This is a genomic window from Chitinophaga rhizophila, from assembly GCF_019492185.1.
In the GTDB taxonomy this organism is placed as follows: Bacteria; Bacteroidota; Bacteroidia; order Chitinophagales; family Chitinophagaceae; genus Chitinophaga; species Chitinophaga rhizophila.
In genome coordinates this window covers 746527-769276 of record NZ_JAICCF010000002.1, presented here as the reverse complement: position 1 = coordinate 769276, position 22750 = coordinate 746527, and the positions used below count along the sequence as shown (strand labels likewise).

The window sequence follows — 22750 nt, the reverse complement described above, 5'->3', positions numbered from 1 at the left end:
ACTGATTTCCTTTAAAATTCTTTTACAGTATCAATAAATGCTCTGGCATGGTCAACCGGAACATTTGGCAGAATACCATGTCCCAGGTTAGCAATGTAGCGGTGTTTACCAAACCCGCCCAGCATTTCTTTTACTGCTTTCTTTATCTCAGGAATTGGTGCCAGTAGTTTTGCAGGATCAAAATTACCCTGCAGGGTGATGTTATCGCCGGCAAATTGTCTGGCGCGTGCAGGCTGTATACACCAGTCAACACCCAGGCAGTTGGCACCGGTGGCAGCCATCTCTTCCAGTGCAAACCAGGCACCTTTGGCGAATACTGTTACGGGGCATACATCTTTCAATGCAGCCACGATCTGACGCATATACTGAAGTGAGAAGTTTTCAAAATCCTGGGGACTAAGCAGTCCGCCCCATGAATCGAACAGCTGGATGCAGTCAGCGCCTGCTTTTACCTGTTCTTTCAGATAAGCGATAGTGGTATCAGTGATCATCTGAAGCAGCTGGTGGGCTACTTCCGGTTGCTGATAGCAGAATGCTTTGGCAGCATCAAAAGTTTTGGATCCTTTACCCTGTACCATGTAGCAGAGTAGGGTCCATGGTGCACCTGCAAATCCGATCAGCGGCACAGCGCCGGCAAGTGTTTTCTTGGTTAAAGCCAGCGCTTCAAATACATAATTGAGCGTGTCTTTTACATCAGGTACGCAGAGTTTCTTTAAATCTGCAGCGCTTTTTACCGGATCGGGTAATACAGGGCCTATTTTTTCAATAAGCTGTACTTCCATCCCCATGGCCTGTGGTACTACGAGAATATCAGAGAAGATGATGGCAGCATCTACGCCTACCTGGTGTACCGGCATCACAGTGATTTCAGTAGCCAGTTCAGGATTCATGCAGCGTTCAAAGAAAGAATATTTCTCCCGCAGTTTGATGTAATCAGGCAGGTAGCGTCCGGCCTGGCGCATCATCCATACAGGTACACGTTCTGTTGTTTCTCCGCGTAAAGCTCTCAGTAAAAGGTCGTTCTTTAAGGCGCTCATTCGTATCAGTTGATGTTGTTAAAATAGTTTATAGCAGTCTGCACCATATCATCTATACGCTGACTGGTGCTGATAATTATTTTATTGCTGGTATATGCTTCCAATGCTTTTGCCGTAGTATGTCCTATGGAAAAGCATATAGTATGTGGTGGCAGGCTGTTGACAGAAAAGAAGCTCTGTACGGCACTCGGGCTGAGGAAGAATACACCATCATATTGTTTCTCAGTGCTAACAGGAGTTTCGGTAGTACTGTAAATGATGATTTCGTCCAGCATAATACCGTGCGCTGCCAGTATAGCAGGTAGGTCATCGCGGCGTCTGTCTCCGCAGAAGAATGCGACATGGCCTGTTTCTTCATGCAGGACGATTTGACGGGCCAGGGCAGTAGCATCATTAGCTGTTGCTATAATGTCATGCCGGATGCCTGATGTGCTGACAGCCTTGAGCGTTGCTCCTTCCAGGCAATATACTTTCCATCCGGGCGTATAAAAGCCGCCCTGCCGGAAGGCCTCTATCTGTTCTGCCGGTGTATCCGGAGGGAAGGACAGCCAGTCGCCGTAATAGTATTTTCCATCTGCTGACAGATAGTGATCCTGTATGGCACTGACCGCATTGGCACTGGTGAAGACGACAGTAGCCATTTGTCTGAGCAGCTGGTGTACACGTAGTTTAAGTGCATCTGTTACCAGCGGCGTAATGCTGATAAATGGTTGTGCGTCGATATCTACATTATGAGACGCCGCAAAACTGATCAGTTCCTGACTGACTGTTTTGGTGCTCAATATGTGGTATCTCTTAGTTAAATGCATTCCTAATTTGTGCGACGATTTTATCGCCGCCCTGTGCCAGTATTTTTTCTGCGGCTATCTTACCAAGAAGACCAGCATCCTGAAGTGGCGCTTGTTCTGTAATGGTGAATAATTGCTGCCCATCGAGGCTACAAAGTTCTCCGCTAAAATGTATTGTTTCGTTGCTGATAGTTGCGTAAGCGCTGATTGGTGTTGTACAGCCACCCATAAGGGTACGCAGGAAATCACGCTCTATTCTTGTGCAGAGGGAAGTAGCCAGGTCATTGAACGGTGCACATGCCTGTCTGCAGAAATCATCATCTTCCCTGCATACAGCTACTACTGCGCCTTGTGCGGGAGCGGGCAGCATCCAGTCCAGTTCTATAGAAGTGGAAGGACGTACATTGATCCTTTCCAGTCCTGCTGCGGCAAAGATCGCCCCATCCCAGTTCTCTGCTGCAAGTTTCTGCAGGCGGGTATTTACGTTGCCGCGCAGGTTGTGCAGTTGGTGCTTAGGATATTTACGCAGCCATTGAGCTTTACGCCTTACACTGCTGGTTGCGATATTCGCTATATATTCCGGCTGATCAAGGAAAGTAGTATCCTGACGGTATACCAGCAGGTCTTTCACGGGACCTCTTTCCAGGACAGCTGCCTGTATAATATTTTTAGGTAATTGCGTAGGAACATCTTTGAGAGAGTGAACGGCGATGTCAATACGGCCATTGAGGAGGGCAATATCAAGGCTTTTGGTAAAGATGCCTTGTACCCCTATTTCGTAAAGTGGAGTAACGAGGTCGATATCTCCCTCGCTTTTGATAGGTACCAGTGTCGTGCTGTAACCCTGTGCTTCCAGCAGGTCTTTTACCTTATTAGCCTGCCACAGTGCAAGCTGACTTTCTCTTGTACCTATCTTTATTTCTCTGTTCATGAATTATTCCTGGTTAACGCCTGTCTCAAAGATATCATTGATCATGGCGATATATTGGTCACTTTTATCTGTTTCGCGGCGTACTTTGCCAGCCATCAGGTTGATCATCTTCTGGATGATACGGGAAGATACTGCTTCAATATCTTCAATATTGTACTGGTTGCCGTTCTTCTGTTGCTGTATTTCTTTAGTATGTATTTCTGTCAGCTTATCTTTCACAGCCTTCAGCACTACTGCATGTTTGCGCATCTTGTACCAGTAGAGGAACTCATTCATATGCTCCTCGATGATGGACAATGCTTTGGGAACCTCCTGCAGTCGCATCTGGAGTGTTTCATCCTGAATTTTAGACAGTTCATCCACATTGACTAATTCAATATGTTGCAGGTCTTTTACTTCCGGCGCAACGTTGAAGGGGATAGACAGATCAATCACCAGTTTAGGAGAAGAGCCCGTAAAATGTTCTGCCAGTACATTAGGTTCCGGCGCATTAGAGGCTACGAGAATGATATCAGCAGCCTGTAATTCTGCTGCCAGATCCTCATACGGTGCATACCGCAATCCGTGCTGGCTGGCAAATTCCTGCGCGGTTGCGGTAGTACGGTTTACCAATGTGACGTTGGTCACACCGAGGTAATCCATCAGGTTTTTGCAGGTGTTACGGCCAATCTTGCCTACACCTACCAGTAATATCTTCTTATGATGAATATCAGGCACTTTATGTTCCAGCAGACGTACAGCGGCAAATGCCACAGATACGGTACCAGCGCTAAGCCCTGTTTCATTTTTGATGAGTTTGGATACCTGTAATACGCTGTTTACCAGTCGTTCCTGGAAACCGCCGAAGCATCCATTTGATTTGGAAAATTTCGTAGCGGTACGTATCTGCCCGATGATCTCATAGTCTCCCAGGATCTGTGAATCCAGTCCTGTGCCTACCTGGTAAAGATGTTTAATGGCATCTTCTCCCGATTTGACATACGACAGCTGACTGAAAAGGTTGCAATCACCATCGGTTTCATTGCATACCAGCTCCATCAGGTGTTGTGGATCATCAGCAAAACCATAAATCTCAGTTCTGTTGCATGTTGAGAGTACAAAAATATCGTCCAGGTATTGGGACTTCGCACTATCGAGTAAGTGCTGATATTGTACCTGATTAATAGCGAACGATCCTCTTATAGCAGCATCTGTTTTCTTATAGTTGATACCAACGATATGAAAATGGGCTATATCTTTTGAATGACTACCCTGCATTTTATTCTTATAAGCTTCCGGGTGCAAAAATACTGGCATAGAGTGCAAGAAAGGGCATTATGCTGTCATTAGTGTGTCATTTCTCCTCCTGGTAATATGACATGGATAAAAATGATTTTTATCAGTTTACATGCTGATCGACATTATCTATGATGTTATAGGGAATAATTCTTTTATTTCAACAATTGTATGACATTTGCAGGCCCGATTAGCAGTTACATTTGCAACAATTTTAAGTATAAGGATGGAAGCAAAATCTGATAAAGGAATTATTCTGATGAACCTGGGTTCGCCGGATTCTACGGCAGTACCTGATGTTAAGCGTTATCTAAATGAGTTTCTGATGGACAAGCGGGTGATAGATTATCCCTACCTGTTCCGTCTGATGCTGATTAAAGGCATTATTGTGCCACGGCGTGCGCCAAAATCGGCAGAAGCCTACCGGTCTATCTGGTGGGAAGAGGGCTCACCACTCATAGTGCTGACAAAACAATTACAGAATGCCGTACAGCATGATCTGCAGATGCCTGTGGAAATTTCCATGCGTTACGGTAATCCTTCACAGGAAGATGCTTTTGACAAACTGCTGAAACAGAATCCTGATATTAAAGAAGTGATATTGTTACCACTGTATCCGCATTATGCCATGTCTTCTTATGAGACAGCCGTAGAACATGCGAAGTCGGTACATAAAAAGAAAGGATATCCCTTCAAACTAAATATAATCGCCCCATATTACGACGAACCGGATTATATTAACGCGTTGGCAGAAAGTATGCGCCCATATGTTGAACAGGAGTACGACCATCTGTTATTCAGCTATCATGGCGTACCAGAGAGGCACATACGAAAAGGTGATATTACAGGAAAACACTGCCTGCAGGTGGAAGATTGCTGCCATGTAGGGTCGCCTGCGCACGAGTTCTGTTACCGTCACCAGGTGCATATCACCTCCGAATTGGTAGCAGAGAAACTGAAAATACCAAGAGAGAAGTGGAGTGTGTCTTTCCAATCCCGTCTGGGAAGGGAAGAATGGCTGAAGCCATATACGGCAGCTACTTTTGAAGAACTGCCGAAGAAAGGAGTGAAGCGTTTGCTGGTGGCTTGTCCGGCATTTGTGTCTGACTGTCTTGAAACGCTGGAGGAAATAGCAGTAGAAGGTAAACATACCTTTATCAATAGTGGCGGAGACAGTTTTACCATGATACCATGTATGAATGTACATCCCCTATGGGTGCAGGCAGTGGTAAAATGGATGACAGCACTGTCCTGACCTGTTATTACCAATATCCGCGATCATGCAAACAAGACCCGTTATCATTGCCGGCGCCGGTATTGCCGGACTTAGTATTGCCTACGAATTACAGCAGAAGGGTATACCCTATGAAATTATGGAGGCATCTTCCCGTGCGGGAGGTGTAATAAAGTCATTACATATTGATGGTTATGAACTGGATGCCGGCCCTAATTCTCTGGCTGCATCCCCCGAGTTCATGGCCTACATTCATCAGCTGGGGTTACAGGACCAGGTGCTGGAAGCAAATGCTGCCAGCAAAAACAGGTTCCTTGTACGGTATAATAAACTGCATGCAGTTTCTCCACATCCGCTTAAAATACTGCAATCATCCTATATCAGCGGCAGGGCCAAGTGGCGGTTGTTTACGGAAAGATTCCGGAAACCTGCTATCCCGCAAGGGGAAGAATCTGTCTCCTCCTTTGTCGTCAGACGTTTTGGTAAAGAAATTAACGAGTATCTTTTTGAACCAGTACTGTCAGGCATCTATGCCGGCAATCCGGATCTGATGTCAGTAGCAGAAGTGTTACCTATGTTACCGAAATGGGAGAAAGAATACGGAAGCATCACCCAGGGGCTACTGAAGAACAAGAGCGCTATGGGTGGTCGGAAGATCATTGCGTTTAAAGGAGGAAATGTTACTTTAAGTGACAGGTTATTGTCGCTGCTTACCGGTAAGATCCGTTACAACTGTATCGTAACAGGCGTTACCCGTGGAGCAGACGATTACATCGTGCAGTATTCAGAAAACGGCAATACAGGTATGCTAAATGCCGGCAAAGTAATCTTTACAACACCAGCATATAGTACCGCGGCAGCCATACAAGGATTAGATCCAGCGCTTTCCACTTACCTGAGTGAAATACCATATCCCCGGATGGGCGTATTGCATCTGGGATTTGGTAAAGAAGCAGTAGCTAAATCTCCGGAAGGATTTGGTTTTCTGGTCCCACATGCAGCAGGTAAGCACTTCCTGGGTGCCATCTGTAACGCCGCAATATTCCCGTCCCGCGTGCCTGAAGGAAAGACATTGTTTACCGTATTTATCGGCGGGGCAAGACAGGAACAACTGTTTGATCAGCTGGGACCTGAAAAGCTACAGCAGACTGTGGTAAAAGAACTGATGGAATTGCTCGGACTGACCACACCACCGGAAATGCAGCGCTTTAGTGAATGGAGCAAGGCTATTCCACAATTAAATGTGGGTTATGCACAGATGAGACAGCAAATTCATCTTTTTGAACAGCGGTATCCTGGTATCAGGCTGGCTGGTAATTATGTAACCGGCGTAGCAGTTCCCGCCATTATACAAGCGGCAAAGCAGTATAGCTGAGTCTTCTGGTGTTGGCATGTTTTTCCCTTTGCTTACGAATATGGCAAAAGGGAAGATACATATCGGGACGTCTGGATGGAGTTATAAACACTGGCGGGAGATATTCTACCCGCCAGCAGTGAAACCTGCAGATTACTTGTCATACTACGCTGATCATTTCCATGTTTCGGAGATCAACATGAGCTTTTATCGTTTGCCTACACTGGCAACGGTGGAAAAATGGGCTCATACCGTTAATTCCAGGTTTAGATTTTGTCCCAAGATCAGCCGTTTCGTTACTCACACCAAGAAGCTGAATGACCCCGAGCTTACCCTACCCAGATTCTTTGATATTTTTGATCCGGTACATAAACACCTTGGACCTATACTGATCCAACTGCCGGAACGGCTGCCATTTAACAAGGAGAAAGCAGCGCATTTCTTTAAAGTACTTACACAATACAAAGGACACTCCTTTGCGCTGGAACCCCGGCATACCAGCTGGATGGAAGATGAGGCCATCGCTTTACTGAAGCGGTACAAAATAGCATTTGTCATCGCAGACGCTGGTGATCGCTGGCCATACGGTGAATTTGTTACCGCAAAACATATATATGTGCGTTTCCATGGGCCTGATGGATCTTATGCAAAATCGTATGATAATACAGTATTGAAAAAGTACGCCCGGAAGATGATAGCATGGCGGGACGAAGGGCATACTGTGTGGGTATTCTTTAACAATGACATACATGGATATGCATTTGAAAATGCACGGACACTTATTGAGTACACTGCAGAGACATCCATCTGACATCCGGTGAAAAATCATTATCTTGGAGAAACAATGTCTGTTGCCAGACTTGTCATGATAGATAATGTCGCCATCATCCGGACTATATTTCAGCACTTATCACCTAAATAACATACATATGCCCGAGTTACCAGATTTGCAGGTATTCAGCCATAATCTTGATAAGCAACTATCAGGTAAAAAGGTCACACAGGTGCAGTTAAAAAATGCTAAGAAAGCTAAACAGAGTGCAGCTGCTTTTAAGAAAGCGCTGGAAGGAAATAAGCTGAAGGAAGTGTACCGCGAGGGAAAAGAGTTGCGCTTCCGTTTCAAAGACGATGTGATATTAGGCATGCACCTGATGCTGCATGGTAAGTTGTTTTACTATGAGGCTGAAAATCCGAATAAGCACACTATTCTGGAACTGCTATTTGATGATAACAGCGGTCTGGCGCTAACTGATTATCAGGGGATGGCAGTAGCTTCACTGAATCCGGAGGAAACGGGCGTACCGGATGCATTGTCTGATGAAATGACGGCAGACTTCCTGAAAGAAACACTGGCGAAGAAGAAAACGATCATTAAAAAGCTGTTGCTGGATCAGCATATTATCAGAGGTATAGGCAATGCATATGCAGACGAGATATTGTGGGTAGCCGGTATTTCGCCCTTTTCGGTCAGCAATAAAATTCCTGCCGCAAAAGTAAAAGCATTGCATAAGGCAATTCATAAAGTCTTAAAGGATGCTGAGAAAAATATCCGTAAAGCACACCCCGATATTATCGCAGGAGAGGTACGTGATTTCCTGAAAATACATTCTCCAAAACAAACACTTAGTCCTACAGGCGCTACTATCGAACAGCAGGCATTAAACGGTCGTAAAACCTACTACACAGCTGAACAGGAGTTGTTTGAATAATAGTAGTGCGGAGTAAAAAAAGGCTGTATTACGTACTTTTTATTCTGCTTGTTTTTTAGTATATTAGTAATGAAATTTGTTATACCCCGACCCGCTACCTGTGTTTGTCATGTTGAGATCCTTTTACAAATTGAGCATATAAAGACATATACTGCCATGTCGGAAAGACTATTCCTCATTATTTAATTTGTTTTGTTATGGCTAAGATCCAAAATGCCAGCCCGCTATCTGCGAAACCTCCTTATAAGGATTATGATGGCAACGAGATAACACCCGCCGGTAAATGGCTGGCAGGCATCCTTATCATATTTTTCACGCTGTGCAGCGCTATCTATATGATTGCTCACTGGCCTGACAGAATACCTGGTCCGAAAGAAAATACAACAGCACTTTACACTAATCAATGGTTTAATGTACGCCTGATTGATGCTATTATTGATACTTCTCAGGTTAGATCGGCAGCGCCCGTTGTCATTGCGGATACTACCGGCACTGATACTGCAATAATGCAGACAGATACAAATGTCGGGACAGTGCCTTTGAGCGGCCGTGAAGAGATATTTTCTCCAGCGCAGGTACAGGGTAAAACAGTATTGTATAGAACAGGGAATGAAAAATTGATACACATTAATACCCTATTGCTGATACTTGTAGGTGTGGCGGGTTTCCTGGGTAATATGATCCACATTGCTACCTCATTTACCACATTTATAGGGGCAGGAAAATTCAGGAAAAGCTGGATAATGTGGTATTGTGTAAAGCCCTTTACGGCAGCCGCACTTGCTATTGCTATCTATTTTGTTTTCAGAGGTGGATTTCTGAACATGAGCGACGATAGTTCTAACATTAATATCTACGGTTTAATGACGATATCCATGTTATCGGGTCTGTTTACAGACAGAGCTACGTTGAAGCTGAAAGAAGTGTTTGATGTATTGTTCAGGACCAGTCCGCAGGAGGAGCGACCAGACCAACTGACTAATGAAAATCCGGTAATTGTAGGTGTACAGGCAGCTCCTCTGGAAGCAGGAGTTCCGGTACAAGTTACTATAACTGGGGAAAAGCTGGACGAAGGCGTCATAAATGTTGCAATAGAAGATATCGCCATCAGTGACCTGGAGAGAACCGTTGATAGTATCAGTTTCAGCTACACGTTGCCGGAGGTATTACAGGATAAGGCGTTTGTAATACTATCTGTTAAGCTGGATAAAAACCCTGTAGTTACCTATCCATTGAAGGTAAAAGAGTATGCGGCAGAACAGGAAGGGTGAAAATGAAACTGACCAGGACATCTCCTGGTCAGTTTCTTATTTTATGCATAGCGCAACGAGGCGGCTATACTACTCTCTGCTGGCATTTTGTCCTTCTCCAGAATGAACACATCGCCATTGTGGAGAATTGTCTGGGTGATGGCGTTATTTAGCAGGCATTCGTCCTGGGGTTCCTGGGCTTCATGGATAATCACCCTGTTTTCTTTTTCATCAAAAGTACCCCATAGTTGTGCATCTTTTGCTACGAATAAACAATCTACCTGTCCATAATAGCTGGCGGGTATAACATCATCTGGAATAGATGCTGTAAGTGCGCCGGCTGAACCATTATAGTATTTCTCTAATGCCTGCTCTCTTTTTTTCTCAAAGAAAGGCTGCATTTTCTCTCGGGCCTGTTTGTAGATATTAGCTGTTTTCTCGTGTTCAAAATTTCCAGTAAGCGCTTCTTCAGCGATATGCTGATAGCGGGTCACTTTTCTGAAAATAGGTTGGAGATAATCAACAGCAGCCATCATTAATGGAATATGCTTGTCATGCAGCACTTCTTTCCATATTGTTCTGTCCACTTCTTCCAGATAGTTTGCGATATCTGTTTTATGGTCCGGATTGGAGTTCATACCATGATAGTTCGCTCCCTGGCCACCGCCAGAGCTACCTGTACGGAACAGTTGCTGATTGCCTTTTTCTTCAAAATGTATCACATCGTCCATACCATTTGGCATCCCTTCCACACGTATTTCCTTCATGCCGTAGGCATCTGCCAGGAACAATTTCGCGTTGTGTTTGCTGAAAGTCAGCAGATAGAATTGTTCAGTACTATTGAGCATTGGCAGCAGCGGCGTCATCATAAATGAATGATTACAGTAGATTTGCTGCTGCATAGATACAGGCAGTTTCAGATAACGGAATGAATCTTCTTTGATAAAGCACGCAAGTCCTTCCTGTTGATTTTTCCAGAACATTTCATCCATCAGCAATTGATAGCCTGGTTCCAGCATCAGTTGAATCTGTGGCTGTGGAATAGACTTTTCTTCCAGTAGTTTCTGGGTTTGCTGAAGCATATTTTTGAACAGAATAAGGTCTTGTTGTTCGTTGACAGCATGGCCGGAAGCGTGAGCAGGCATGTAAATGGTGACGCAAATGTCTCCTCTGTCTGCTGCCAGATCAGCGAATATTTCTTTGTTGATCCTGCCTTGTATTTCGGTGGCAGTAATGTTATGCTGGGGCTGATCAAACGTTTCTTCTATAGCTTTGTCAGCAGGCGCTTCTCTCACGTTCTGTTGCTGTGTAGCTTTTTTGGCCGTGTCTCTGTTGGGATGACGCATGTGTACAGCAGGCTGTAATTCATCAGGACCCATTGTGTATTTTTCTGTCATTTCAAGGTCTGTTTCCAGCTCCTCAGGAGTGATAGATTGCCTCAAACCCAGACCTTCCTTCCCATTGCCGGAGGGTTTTCCCTTAATCGGTGTAAATTTCCCGTTTTGATCTTTTGGCATAATATATCAGTTTAAAATTAACTTAGAAAACAAGCTCAGCCTGATTCCGGGCTGTTTGCCTGATTTGGTTGTACCAATATCCTGCCAAGCCATTGCTGCTGAGCCGGAGAGTTTTTTGTTCAACTTGTTGTGATACACTATATTTAGAAAAACTACCGTAAATTCAGATTATAAATTCCACTAGATGATTGCAGGCGTCCTCAAAGAACAGCTTGGAGAAAACAGGGTTTCTTTAGTGCCGGAGATTGTTAAGCAGTTAGTAAAACAGGGTGTGACGGTTTGGATAGAGCCGGATGCCGGAGCCCGGGCATATTACCCCGACGATTCCTATATACAGGCAGGTGCCGCTGTTAAGTCTGCACATGAAATTCTGCAACAGGCAGATATTATCCTCAGCATACAGATTCCCGAACAGGCAGCCTGGCAGATGATCCCCCCTGGGAAGGTCGTAGCAGGTGTTTATCAGCCGTTATATAATGCGGTGCTTATGCAGCAATGGGCTGACAGGCAGCTTACTACTTTCAGTCTTGATAGTATACCCCGCACTACGAGAGCACAGAGTATGGATGTACTAAGTTCTCAGGCAAATATATCAGGGTATAAAGCAGTATTGCTGGCAGCCTGGAAGTACAGTCGTTACCTGCCTATGTTCATGACGGCGGCAGGTAGTATTGCGCCGGCAAAGGTGCTGATACTTGGAGCCGGGGTAGCCGGATTACAAGCCGTAGCGACAGCAAGACGCCTCGGAGCAGTGGTAGAGGTATTCGATACCAGACCAGCCGTCAGGGAAGAGGTAATGAGTCTTGGTGCAAGATTTATTGAAGTGGAAGGCGCAGCAGATGCATCAGCAGCAGGTGGTTATGCAGTAGAGCAGAGTGCCAATTATAAAGAAAAACAACAGGCAAAAATTGCTGAGAGCATTGCCAAAGCAGATATTGTTATCACCACCGCACAGATACCCGGGCGTAAGGCTCCTGTGTTGATTACAACAGACATGCTTGAAAAAATGAAGGCAGGTTCCGTAATAGTAGATCTGGCAGCAGCTACAGGTGGAAATACAACACGTACTGAAAACAATGATACGGTTGTACATAACGGCGTTACCATCATCGGTGATTCCAATCTGCCATCGTCCATGCCGGCAGATGCCAGTAAACTGTATGCAAAGAATGTCTATAACTTTTTGCAGCTACTGATCAAAGAAGGAGATCTGGTGCTTAACTTTTCAGATGATATTGTGCAGGGAGCATGTATCACTCATAGTGGCACTATCACCAATGAACGGCTTAAGCAGGCAGAAAGTGTAAAACCATAACCGGTAATTCTCTGAACCAAATAACTCTCCGATAATGACACCTGTTTTTTCTTTCCTGGAGCAACATCTTGAGTTGACCTATATCGTTATTCTATCCATTTTCCTTGGTGTAGAAGTAATATCCCGTGTACCATCAGTATTGCATACCCCACTCATGAGCGGCGCTAATGCTATACATGGCGTAGTGATCATCGGGGCAATTATTGTTATGGGACAGGCCAGCGAGGAAAATTACCTGGCGCTCATCCTGGGATTTCTTGCAGTGATACTTGGTACGGTGAACGTAGTCGGAGGCTTTGTAGTGACAGACAGAATGCTGGAAATGTTTAAGTCGAAAAAGAGTAAATAGTTGATCTAATTGTTTTACTATGTTATCACTGATCTATCTGATAGGCTCTGTTACGTTTATTATCGGACTAAAGATGCTGGGCAACCCGGCTACTGCGCGGAAAGGTAATGCAATTGCCGCGGGCGGAATGGCGCTTGCCATATTGGGTACTATTTTCCTGTACAGACATCACGGGCAGGGATTGCATAACTACGGCTGGATCATAGCGGGGCTGCTCATAGGATCTGTAATCGGTTTCATCTCTGCCAGAACGGTGAAGATGACAGCAATGCCTGAAATGGTAAGTCTGTTTAATGGGATGGGAGGGGCCTGCGCAGCGCTGATATCAGTAGTGGAATTTGAGCATATGTCAGACACCCTGGCGGATACAACAGGGAGCCGCATGCAACTCGGAATCATATTCGCAGGAATGGTCATCGGAGCAGTATCATTTGCAGGATCGGTAATTGCCTGGGGCAAACTGAATGGACGCATCCGCGATGTATCGTTTCAGGGCCAGCATATACTCAATATGTCAGTGCTGGCAGTGATAGTCTTGCTGGCTGCTTATGTAACAATACTGCTGCCATCTTCAACGGTTATACTCTTCGCAGCTGTACTCGCTTTATCACTGGTATATGGTATTATCTTCGTATTGCCTATAGGCGGCGCTGATATGCCGGTAGTGATTTCTCTTTTGAACTCATTTACAGGTGTAGCAGCAGCCTGCGGAGGCTTCCTGTACAATAATCCTGTTATGCTCACGGGTGGTATTCTGGTAGGATCTGCAGGCACCATTCTCACTATCCTGATGTGCAAAGCCATGAACCGCTCATTGAAAAATGTGTTAATAGGCGCATTTGGAGGTGCAAAACCAGGTAGTGCCAGTAAGGAGCAAGGCGCTTATAAAGAAATTGGATTGTCTGATACCGCTGTTGTCATGGGATATGCAAATAAGGTTATAATTGTACCAGGCTATGGTTTGGCGGTAGCGCAGGCACAACATGCCTGTCATGAACTGGAGACCTTGCTGGAAGCACGTGGCGTGGAGGTAAAGTATGCTATTCACCCGGTGGCGGGCCGTATGCCCGGGCATATGAACGTGCTGCTGGCAGAAGCAGATGTACCCTATGACAAATTACTCGAAATGGAGCAGGCCAACGGACAATTCACCACTACTGACGTAGTACTGATACTAGGGGCAAATGACGTGGTAAATCCCGCAGCTAAAAGTGACCCTTCCAGTCCGATATATGGCATGCCCATACTGGAAGTGGAAAATGCAAGAAGCGTGATAGTCAACAAACGGAGTATGAAGCCCGGTTATGCCGGCATTGAAAATGACCTTTTCTTCCAGCCCAAAACATCTATGTTGTTTGGAGATGCCAAACAAGTGCTGCAACAGCTTGTAGCAGAGATAGTCAACAGCCTGTAAAGGAGCCACTGACTACTATGCCCTGTTTTTTCAGTATTTTGCCGAAAAAATAACGGGTTGGATTTCTTACCAAAAAAATTTACGGACACACTATCAGGACTGCCAGGCATGGATTTGGCAGCCTTTTTGCGTATACATGAGGCAGGCGAAAAAATCACTTCTCTCAGGATAAATCCGAACAAATTACAGGATGACCAGGCAGTACAAAAGGTGCTGCAGACATTGACAGAAGTACCGGCCAGCCGGGTGCCATGGTCACAGTTTGGATACTATCTGCCAGCAAGACCTTCATTCACTTTTGATCCTTTCTTTCATGCAGGGGCCTACTATGTACAGGAAGCCTCCTCTATGTTTGTGGAACAGGTAATGCGGCATGTGTGTGATTTGAACTCGCCACTAAAGGTGCTGGACCTGTGCGCTGCACCCGGAGGAAAGTCTACGCTACTCCAGTCGCTGATCAGCACAGACAGCGTCCTGGTGTCTAACGAGGTGATAAAAAGCAGGGCAGCCCTGCTGGGGGATAATATCAGCAAATGGGGCGCTGCAAATGTTGTGGTGACTAACAATGATCCACGGGACTTCAGCAGACTTCCTTGTTTCTTTGATGTCATGGTCGTGGATGCACCTTGCTCAGGATCAGGACTTTTCAGACGAGAGCCGGATGCGGTAAATGAATGGTCTCCTGAGAATGTCATATTGTGTAGTCAGCGTCAGCAGCGCATACTTGCAGACGCATGGAGTACGTTGAAGGAAGATGGAATACTGATCTATGCAACATGTTCGTACTCACGGGAAGAAGATGAACAGATCATGGAATGGATACAGGAAAACTTTTCAGTGCAGAATATCGCTATACCTTTGAGTGAAGACTGGCATATTGTCAAAACAACAGTCGGACCACAACAGGCAGAAGGTTATCGCTTCTATCCTGATAAAGTAAAAGGCGAAGGCTTCTTCATTACCTGTTTCAGGAAAACTTCCGGTGATATATATTCCGCTAAGAAACAAAGGGACGTTGTCACACCTGTATCAAAGAAAGATCATGAGAAAGTTGCACAATGGTTGAAAAATACAGACAACCTTTTCCTGATGGATCATCAGGGGGATGTATTAATATTTCCGGAAAATATGGCGTCGGTTGTATCTTTACTACAACAGCACTTATATTTGCGGAAAGCTGGCCTTAAAGCAGGTCAGCTGGCGGCAAAAGAACTGATTCCCGATCATCAGCTGGCAATGAGCAATATGATCAGGGATACAGTACCGCAAGTGACGTTGACCCGCGAGCAGTCTTTACGTTATCTGAGAAAAGAAGACCCTGAGGTAACTACAGATGTAAAAGGCTGGGCTTTGATGATGTATGAAGGGATGTCGCTCGGATGGGCGAAGATCTTACCAAACCGTATCAACAATTACTATCCTAAAGAACTCCGTATTCTGAAAGAAGTGTAGTCAAAAAATTTTAATTTAGTTACCTGAAAGGTATAAACAGCGCAGTAATGGTAAAAACGTTCATGACAATTGCAGGACTTGTATTATGTGTTGCCGGTGGCGTACAGGCACAGGATAGGGTACAGGTACAAGGTACCACACCCGATCTGTATGTATTGCACACTGTTAAGAAAGGGGAGACCCTTTACAGTCTGGGCAGGTCTTACAGTTTGTCTCCGAAAGAAATAGCAAGCGGGAACAATATTTCGTTTGAACAGGGTTTGCAACTCGGACAGTCTATTAAGATTCCGTTGAGTAATACAAACTTCTCTCAGAAATCAGATGCTGGCGGAACGCCGGTTTATCATAGGGTAGAGGAGAAAGAAACGCTCTACCGCCTCAGCGTCAACCATAATAAAGTACCGCTGGATAATATCCGCCGCTGGAATAACATGTCGGGAGACGGTTTGCAGAAGGACAGCTATGTTATAGTAGGTTATCTGAAAGGTAGTGGAATCCCTGCGTCAGCACCGATAGCCAGTAATCCTTCACCGGCACCGGCTCCTGCTACACAGCCGCCAGTAACAACATCACCAGTAGCAACGCCAGCGCCATCTACACCAGCGCCGACTGCTCCGGTAGTAACAACACCTCCGGCTAATAATCCTGCTACTCCTGTTAACAAACCTGACCAGCAGGCCCCACCAGAACCAGTTAAAGCGCCTGAGACTAACACAGGCGGTCCAAAAGCGACACCAGCCGCAGGCGCTTCTTTTGAACAACTGTACAACCAGCAGACCACCAATGGCAAGAATGTAACAGCGGAAAAAGGTCCTGGCGGATGGTTTAAAAGCAACGCCAGCCCAGGTAAGTATTATGCACTCCACAATTCTGCGCCAAGAGGCACTATCATCAAAGTGACAAACCCACTGAATGGTAAGTTTATCTATGCAAAGGTGCTGGAATCTATTCCTCAGATCAAGCAGAATGAAGGCCTGATTATAAAACTGAGTGATTCTGCACTGGAAGCGCTGGGTACCAATGAGGCTAAGTTCTATTGCCAGCTGAATTACGAAGACTAAGAGTTGATAGTAGATATGCTAACAGCTGATATGCTTTAGACGCCTTATCCGTGTGAGTTCGGGAGTAGAGATGCTGATTCCCCGGGATTAGATTTAGCGCTAAGGTATCAGTTGGAAAAGATATAAGAGAGCGGGGTGCTTCATCTAATGAAGCACCCCGCTCTCTTATATACATTCATTGTTATATTGATAGCATCTCGGTTGGATTGCCGATGGCTCATTGCTGATAGCTATAACTTATTTCCCCTGAGAAATGCTTCCACGTCCATTCGCTTCTTACCTTCCATCTGCATTTCGGTCAGTGACAGGTATCCGTCGGTGGCTGCTATCTTAAGGTAGGTTTTGTTATCGCTGATAAACTCACCTGGCGCTACTGAAGGCGTGGCATGCTCTCTTGTAGCTTTAAAGATCTTGATGCTTTTCCCGTTCAGCAAGGTCCAGGCAGTAGGGTAGGGGCTAAGGCCACGTACCAGGTTATAAACGTTTTCGACCGGTTGATCCCATTTGATCTGGCAATCTTCTTTAAATATTTTAGGGGCGTGTTTGATATCTTCTGCCTTAATCTGTGCCTGTGGTGTTTCCCTGGCAGTACCCGCAGCCAGTGCAGCTACAGTTTTTAGTAACAAGGTGGCCCCGGTGACCATGAGGTCATCATGTAGTTCCCCGGCGGTTTCATCATCGCGGATGGCGACTGACTGATTGAACAGGATATCGCCGGTATCAATTTCATGCTGTAGTTTGAAGGTGGTAACTCCCGACTCTTTCTCCCCATTAATAATGGCCCAGTTGATAGGCGCAGCGCCTCGATAGTTTGGCAATAGAGAAGCATGTACGTTGATGGTTCCCAACGGTGGCATATTCCATACAACCTCTGGTAACATACGGAAAGCAACCACTACCTGGAGATCAGCTTTTAATGCGCTTAGTTCTTCCAGGAATACCGGGTTTTTCAGTTTCTCCGGTTGCAATACCGGAAGGTTTTTGGATAATGCATATTGTTTAACAGCGCTTTGCTGTAGTTGTAAACCTCTGCCGGCTGGTTTGTCAGGCGCTGTAATTACAGCGACAACATTATAGCCGTTTTGCACCAATATATCGAGTGAAGCCACTGCGAAGTCGGGGGTGCCCATGAATATGATTCGGAGGTTTTGCTGGTCCTTTAACTCACTCTGCATATAGTAAATATTTCTTCCTGATGGTTTTAAAATTGCTCAGGGCTGGTTCCCAGGTCTGGCGTATTTCTGCTTCACTGAGGCCCTGTTTTATCTGACGCTGCAAGGTAGTATTACCTGCCAGTTTATCGAAAAATGGGGTAAAGAAATTTTCTTTCTCCATATATAGATCGTAAGCCTGTAATAACCATTTCAGCTGCATCTTATTGTCCATTTCAGCCCTTATTGCGGCAGGGGTGCCTGTCAGATTATAACCGTAGCAGGTCTGATTTTTCAGCGGTGGTTCTTTAGCACCGGCAGTACTGCGTGGGGTGAAGCTATACAGCTCTTTTGGATAAGAAGGATGCCCAAACACCTGGAACGGCAGGTCTGTACCCCGGCCCAGGCTTAGTACAGTACCTTCAAAAAGGCATGTGGATGGATACAGGTATATAGCCGCCATATTAGGCAGATTAGGCGATGGCTTTACCGGTAACTCGTAATAAGTATGATGGTCGTATCCCTGGCAATGAATCACTGTGAGCTGGCACTGCACTTTGTTTTTCAGCCATCTCTCTCCATTGAGCATGTGCGCGTATTCTCCTACTGTCATACCATGGACCACGGGTATAGCCTGCATACCTACAAATGAACGTAAGCTGGCATCTTCAAGTACCGGACCGTCTACATAGTGCCCATTAGGATTAGGGCGATCTAGTACAATCAGCGGTTTATTATTTTCAGCAGCAGCTTCCATCAGTTCCTGCAGTGAGGATATGTAGGTGTAAAAACGTGTACCCACATCCTGGATATCGAAGACGAGTATATCCACATCTTTCAGGTCAGCGGCATCTGCCTTGCGATGCTTACCATATAGTGATACGATAGACAGACCGGTACTTGCATCTTTGCTATTACCTATCTTTTCGCCAGCATCGGCATTGCCCCTGAAGCCATGTTCAGGACTGAATATTTTCTGAATACGGACCTGCAATTGCAGCAAAGAATCCACCAGATGTGTAGTGCCGATAGTGGCAGTCTGATTAACCAGTAATGCAACCCTTTTATTCTTCAGCAAGGGTAGGTATTCGTTGGTTCGTTCCGCGCCAGTAATCACTTGCGCAGGGCTTTTAGCAAAGAATGCGAGGCACAATAAAAGCGTAATAGCGACCTTATACATAGCGTAAAAATAGTTCAATTAAGGGAAGATATAAGGATTGGTAGTTTAAGAGAATAATGCTAAATTGAATATCTATACAGTTTTCTTACCTTGCGGTATTAAATCATAACACTTTTAATTTTATTCTTATGCAAGCAGTTAAACACGGAGACACGGTGCGTGTGCATTATCATGGCCGCCTGACCAACGGAACAACATTTGATTCCTCTGAGGGCAGGGACCCATTGGAGTTTACGGTTGGCACCGGTCAGGTTATTAAAGGCTTTGACAATGGTGTTGTGGATATGAAAGTTGGCGACAAAAGAACGTTGAATATTCCTGTTGATGAAGCATACGGTCCAAAAAACGATGAGCTGATCATGGAGTTCCCTAAAGAGAACATCCCGTCAGATCTGAACCCACAGGTAGGTATGGACCTGCAGATGAGCAACCCACAAGGCCAGGTATTCCCTGTTAAAGTGGCTGCTATCGGCGATTCCTCTATCACCCTGGATGCTAACCACCCGCTGGCTGGTGAAGACCTGGTTTTTGAAATTGAACTCGTAGAGATCAAGTAGTTTGTCAGGTCAAGGGAAGTTAAACTCTTTAAGTAAGAACGCTGATTATCCGGAAGGGTAATCAGCGTTCTGCGTTTAAGACATGTTATACTATTGCATTAGTCATGCATTAATACAATTTTCGTCGGCCGTTTCTGGTCATCAATTGCTACAAATGTAAATGTGCCGGAGATAGCTTTTTCCCGGTGTGTATTGTACATCTGTTCAACGAAGATATCCACTTCCACTTTCAGACTGGTTGTACCTACATGTACAACCGTGCCCACCAGTTCTATGATAGTACCATGCGGGATTGCCATTTTAAAATCAATCTTGTCACTTGATACTGTTACCATGCGCATGCGGCTGAAACGGGTTGCCGTAATAAAGGCAGCTTCATCCATAAGCTGCATAGCGGTGCCGCCAAATAATGTGTCGTAGTGGTTTACTGTGTTTGGAAATACCGCCTTAAATATTCTTGTAACGGATTCGGCTATCTGCTTTTCGTATGCCATATTGTTGATCTACTATTTTATCTTTTAGCCCGCAAGGAAAATATCTGTAGCAGGCGTTCTTTAAAGCGGGTCTGCCTGTAGTCTTTTTTCATGTCACTTAAACATCCGGCGCAAAGGCATCCGGAATAAGCTTCGCCTATAAAGGCGCGCTCCTCTTCAGTCAGCGTAACCTGCTGGCATTGGCAGCGAAGGATAGAACCAACACGGCACTCAAAGGTTGCTTTACAGCGTGGGCAGCTAATGGTTTCATGACAAGCCATGCTCAAAGTTACGAATCATTATCAGTAAACTGACCACAGTGTCGTAATGGGCTGTTTATGAGTTGCTTATCAGCTATTGACCGCTTCCTGCTGTATGTTGACCAGTTGCTCGCTCCTCATTTTCCGTGCGGCGGCTACCATATTACGGAGTGCCTGCTCAGTCTCAGGCCATTTACGGGTTTTTAGTCCGCAGTCAGGATTTACCCAGATATTACGTGCAGGAAGTAACTGTACGGCTTTCTCCAGCAGTGCGATCATCTCTGCTACTGTAGGCACTCGCGGTGAATGGATATCGTACACGCCCGGGCCTATCTCGTAAGGATAACGGAAAGTGGAGAATACTTCCAGTAATTCCATCTGTGAACGGGATGTTTCAATCGTGATTACATCTGCATCCATGGCTGCGATATTGCTGATAATATCATTGAATGCGGCATAACACATATGCGTATGTATCTGTGTCGCATCTTTTACGCCTGCTACCGACACCCGGAACGACTTTACTGCCCAGTCCAGGTAAGTTTGCCAGTCTGCTTTACGTAATGGAAGGCCTTCTCTTACCGCTGGCTCATCGACCTGTATAATACGGATACCTGCTTTTTCCAGGTCGGTTACTTCATCTCTGATAGCCAGTGCGATCTGTAACGCGGTTTCAGAACGAGGCTGATCATCACGTACAAACGACCACTGAAGAATGGTCACGGGACCAGTCAGCATGCCTTTCATGGGTTTATCCGTCAGCGATTGTGCATAACTGCTCCAGGCTACTGTCATTGGTGCGCTACGCTCTACATCTCCGTAGATTACAGGTGGTTTAACACATCTTGAACCATAACTTTGTACCCAGCCGTTTTTAGTAAAGACAAACCCTTCCAGCTGTTCACCAAAATACTCTACCATGTCATTGCGTTCAAACTCTCCATGTACCAATACGTCCAGGTGCAGGTCTTCCTGTATCTGTACGGATTCCTGAATGGCTTTACGGATGGCATTATCATACTCTTCCTTTGTAATAACACCTTTCTTTAGATCTGCGCGCAGTTTCCTGATATCTTCTGTCTGTGGAAAGGAACCAATAGTAGTTGTCGGGAATAGCGGTAGTTGTAATACGCTTTCCTGTACTTGCTGCCGGGTACTGAAGGGATGTTTACGCCTGGCATCTGCTTCTGTTAATGCCGCCAACCGTGCCTTTACTGCAGGTTTGTGTATGATAGCGGCCGTACGTTTTTCCTGCATGGCTGCCTGATTAGCGGCCAATGATGCAGTATCTCCGTTGATGATATCCCGCAGCGCAATTATTTCATTAACTTTCTGTCTGGCAAAGGCCATCCAGTTCTTAATCTGTGGAGAAAGCGTTTCTTCTGCTGTTTCCAGTTCAAGATCATAGGGTGTATGGAGGAGGGAGCAGGAGGTAGCTATAGATACGCGATCTTGTCCTATTTTGGCGGTAGCCTGTTTGATCAGGCTAAGAGAACGGTCGTAGTTGTTTTTCCAGATATTGCGGCCATCAACCACGCCTAAAGACAGCTGCAGATTTTCAGGCAATAATTCGAGTACTGTATTTAGCTGCTCAGGGGCTCTCACCAGGTCAATGTGTAATGCATCGACTGGTAGTTGCAATGCCAGTTGGGTGTTTTCCTGCAGGCTACCAAAATAGGTGGTAAGTAGCAATTTAAGTCCTGGTACTGCTTCCCTGAGGCGCGTATATGCCTGCCGGAACAGATCCTGTTGTTCGGGTGTCAGGTCAAGTACCAATGTAGGCTCATCCAGCTGTATCCAGGTAGCTCCTGCTGCCTGGAGCGACTGTAGTACCTGTATATAAACAGGCAACAGGCTATTAAGTAATGCAGGCAGTTGTAAGGTTTCGTCTTTTACTTTTCCGAGCAGCAGGAAGCTGACAGGGCCAATCAATACTGGTTTGGTGTGTATGCCGATGGTCAATGCTTCATTAAATTCTTCCAGGCATTTGTTATATAACAGCCTGAATTGCTGTGAAGCATCAAATTCTGGTACCAGGTAGTGGTAGTTAGTATCAAACCACTTTGTCATTTCCATAGCGGTAGCATCAAAACCATTCTTCTGGTAGCCTCGGGCCATAGCAAAATATAGTTCCGGACTGCTGGGTGTAACGAGTGACTCCTTCAATGCTTTGAAGCGGGAAGGAATAGCGCCAGTCATAATACACATATCCAGCATCTGATCGTAATAGGAGAAGTCATTAGACGGAATCAGGTCAATGCCTGCACTATGTAGTGTTTCCCAGTTCTGCCGCCGTAATAGCCTGGCTGTGAGCTGTAATTTCTCAAGCGAGATCTTTCCCGCCCAGTAGTCCTCGTTTGCCTTCTTCAATTCCCTGTTGCTACCAATACGCGGATAGCCAAGAATGTTGGTCTGCATACTTTCAAGTTTTAATAAGTGAGTA

21 protein-coding genes are annotated in these 22750 nt (G+C 45.4%); 11 read left to right on the top strand and 10 right to left on the bottom strand.

Annotated features, from left to right (window positions below):
- Positions 1–11 precede the first annotated feature (11 nt).
- Genes hemE through hemA form a run of 4 tightly spaced genes read right to left on the bottom strand, consistent with a single transcriptional unit; the run spans position 12 to position 4052 of the window.
- Positions 12–1037, bottom strand: a complete 1026-nt coding sequence (hemE, locus tag K1Y79_RS12065; RefSeq protein WP_220250270.1) for a uroporphyrinogen decarboxylase — start codon at positions 1035–1037, stop codon at positions 12–14.
- Between the two features lie 5 nt (positions 1038–1042).
- The gene (locus K1Y79_RS12060; protein WP_220250269.1) at positions 1043–1819 is read right to left on the bottom strand and encodes a uroporphyrinogen-III synthase; all 777 of its coding nucleotides are present in this window, start codon (positions 1817–1819) and stop codon (positions 1043–1045) included.
- Positions 1820–1832: 13 nt separating this feature from the next.
- The gene (gene hemC, locus K1Y79_RS12055; protein ID WP_220250268.1) at positions 1833–2756 is read right to left on the bottom strand and encodes a hydroxymethylbilane synthase; all 924 of its coding nucleotides are present in this window, start codon (positions 2754–2756) and stop codon (positions 1833–1835) included.
- 3 nt (positions 2757–2759) lie between these two features.
- Positions 2760–4052, bottom strand: coding sequence for a glutamyl-tRNA reductase (gene hemA / locus K1Y79_RS12050; protein ID WP_220250267.1), 1293 nt, complete (start codon positions 4050–4052; stop codon positions 2760–2762).
- Positions 4053–4257: 205 nt separating this feature from the next.
- Here hemA and hemH point away from each other — a divergent pair, with 205 nt between their 5' ends.
- The 5 genes from hemH to K1Y79_RS12025 all read left to right on the top strand — a co-directional run bounded on the left by hemH (position 4258) and on the right by K1Y79_RS12025 (position 9599).
- Positions 4258–5286, top strand: a complete 1029-nt coding sequence (gene hemH, locus K1Y79_RS12045; RefSeq protein WP_220250266.1) for a ferrochelatase — start codon at positions 4258–4260, stop codon at positions 5284–5286.
- Between the two features lie 25 nt (positions 5287–5311).
- Positions 5312–6640: a protoporphyrinogen oxidase gene (gene hemG, locus K1Y79_RS12040; protein ID WP_220250265.1), complete on the top strand. Its 1329-nt coding sequence runs from the start codon at positions 5312–5314 to the stop codon at positions 6638–6640.
- A 40-nt stretch (positions 6641–6680) separates the two neighbouring features.
- Entirely contained in the window at positions 6681–7430 is a 750-nt protein-coding gene (locus K1Y79_RS12035; protein WP_220250264.1) for a DUF72 domain-containing protein, read from the top strand.
- Positions 7431–7548: 118 nt separating this feature from the next.
- Positions 7549–8328, top strand: coding sequence for a DNA-formamidopyrimidine glycosylase family protein (locus K1Y79_RS12030; RefSeq protein WP_220250263.1), 780 nt, complete (start codon positions 7549–7551; stop codon positions 8326–8328).
- A gap of 197 nt (positions 8329–8525) precedes the next feature.
- A complete protein-coding gene (locus K1Y79_RS12025) occupies positions 8526–9599 on the top strand; it encodes a hypothetical protein (protein WP_220250262.1) in 1074 nt (357 codons plus the stop codon).
- Positions 9600–9640: 41 nt separating this feature from the next.
- Here the strand turns inward: K1Y79_RS12025 and K1Y79_RS12020 are convergent, their stop codons facing one another.
- Entirely contained in the window at positions 9641–11095 is a 1455-nt protein-coding gene (locus K1Y79_RS12020; RefSeq protein WP_220250261.1) for a baeRF7 domain-containing protein, read from the bottom strand.
- A 184-nt stretch (positions 11096–11279) separates the two neighbouring features.
- Between K1Y79_RS12020 and K1Y79_RS12015 the strand changes: the two genes are divergently transcribed.
- From K1Y79_RS12015 to K1Y79_RS11995, 5 genes are read left to right on the top strand one after another with little or no spacing between them, the layout of a single operon-like run.
- Complete coding sequence (locus K1Y79_RS12015) at positions 11280–12410, top strand: Re/Si-specific NAD(P)(+) transhydrogenase subunit alpha (protein WP_220250260.1); 1131 nt, start codon at positions 11280–11282, stop codon at positions 12408–12410.
- A gap of 34 nt (positions 12411–12444) precedes the next feature.
- Positions 12445–12759 (top strand): NAD(P) transhydrogenase subunit alpha, encoded by a 315-nt coding sequence (locus K1Y79_RS12010; RefSeq protein WP_220250259.1) that lies wholly within the window; start codon positions 12445–12447, stop codon positions 12757–12759.
- A gap of 19 nt (positions 12760–12778) precedes the next feature.
- On the top strand, positions 12779–14173 hold the full coding sequence (locus K1Y79_RS12005; protein ID WP_220250258.1) for an NAD(P)(+) transhydrogenase (Re/Si-specific) subunit beta: 1395 nt from the start codon (positions 12779–12781) through the stop codon (positions 14171–14173).
- Between the two features lie 57 nt (positions 14174–14230).
- Complete coding sequence (locus K1Y79_RS12000) at positions 14231–15625, top strand: methyltransferase RsmF C-terminal domain-like protein (RefSeq protein WP_220250257.1); 1395 nt, start codon at positions 14231–14233, stop codon at positions 15623–15625.
- A gap of 47 nt (positions 15626–15672) precedes the next feature.
- The gene (locus tag K1Y79_RS11995) at positions 15673–16686 is read left to right on the top strand and encodes a LysM peptidoglycan-binding domain-containing protein (protein ID WP_220250256.1); all 1014 of its coding nucleotides are present in this window, start codon (positions 15673–15675) and stop codon (positions 16684–16686) included.
- 230 nt (positions 16687–16916) lie between these two features.
- Here the strand turns inward: K1Y79_RS11995 and fmt are convergent, their stop codons facing one another.
- The gene (gene fmt, locus K1Y79_RS11990) at positions 16917–17861 is read right to left on the bottom strand and encodes a methionyl-tRNA formyltransferase (RefSeq protein WP_220250255.1); all 945 of its coding nucleotides are present in this window, start codon (positions 17859–17861) and stop codon (positions 16917–16919) included.
- Entirely contained in the window at positions 17851–19017 is a 1167-nt protein-coding gene (locus K1Y79_RS11985) for an exo-beta-N-acetylmuramidase NamZ family protein (RefSeq protein WP_220250254.1), read from the bottom strand. The genes fmt and K1Y79_RS11985 overlap by 11 nt, the downstream gene beginning before the upstream one ends.
- Before the next feature lie 128 nt (positions 19018–19145).
- Here K1Y79_RS11985 and K1Y79_RS11980 point away from each other — a divergent pair, with 128 nt between their 5' ends.
- Complete coding sequence (locus K1Y79_RS11980; protein ID WP_220250253.1) at positions 19146–19574, top strand: FKBP-type peptidyl-prolyl cis-trans isomerase; 429 nt, start codon at positions 19146–19148, stop codon at positions 19572–19574.
- Positions 19575–19672: 98 nt separating this feature from the next.
- Here the strand turns inward: K1Y79_RS11980 and K1Y79_RS11975 are convergent, their stop codons facing one another.
- The 3 genes from K1Y79_RS11975 to metE all read right to left on the bottom strand — a co-directional run bounded on the left by K1Y79_RS11975 (position 19673) and on the right by metE (position 22725).
- Positions 19673–20068, bottom strand: coding sequence for an acyl-CoA thioesterase (locus K1Y79_RS11975; protein ID WP_220250252.1), 396 nt, complete (start codon positions 20066–20068; stop codon positions 19673–19675).
- A 17-nt stretch (positions 20069–20085) separates the two neighbouring features.
- On the bottom strand, positions 20086–20328 hold the full coding sequence (locus K1Y79_RS11970; protein ID WP_220250251.1) for a cysteine-rich CWC family protein: 243 nt from the start codon (positions 20326–20328) through the stop codon (positions 20086–20088).
- A gap of 69 nt (positions 20329–20397) precedes the next feature.
- Positions 20398–22725: a 5-methyltetrahydropteroyltriglutamate--homocysteine S-methyltransferase gene (gene metE / locus K1Y79_RS11965; protein WP_220250250.1), complete on the bottom strand. Its 2328-nt coding sequence runs from the start codon at positions 22723–22725 to the stop codon at positions 20398–20400.
- Positions 22726–22750: the final 25 nt, after the last annotated feature.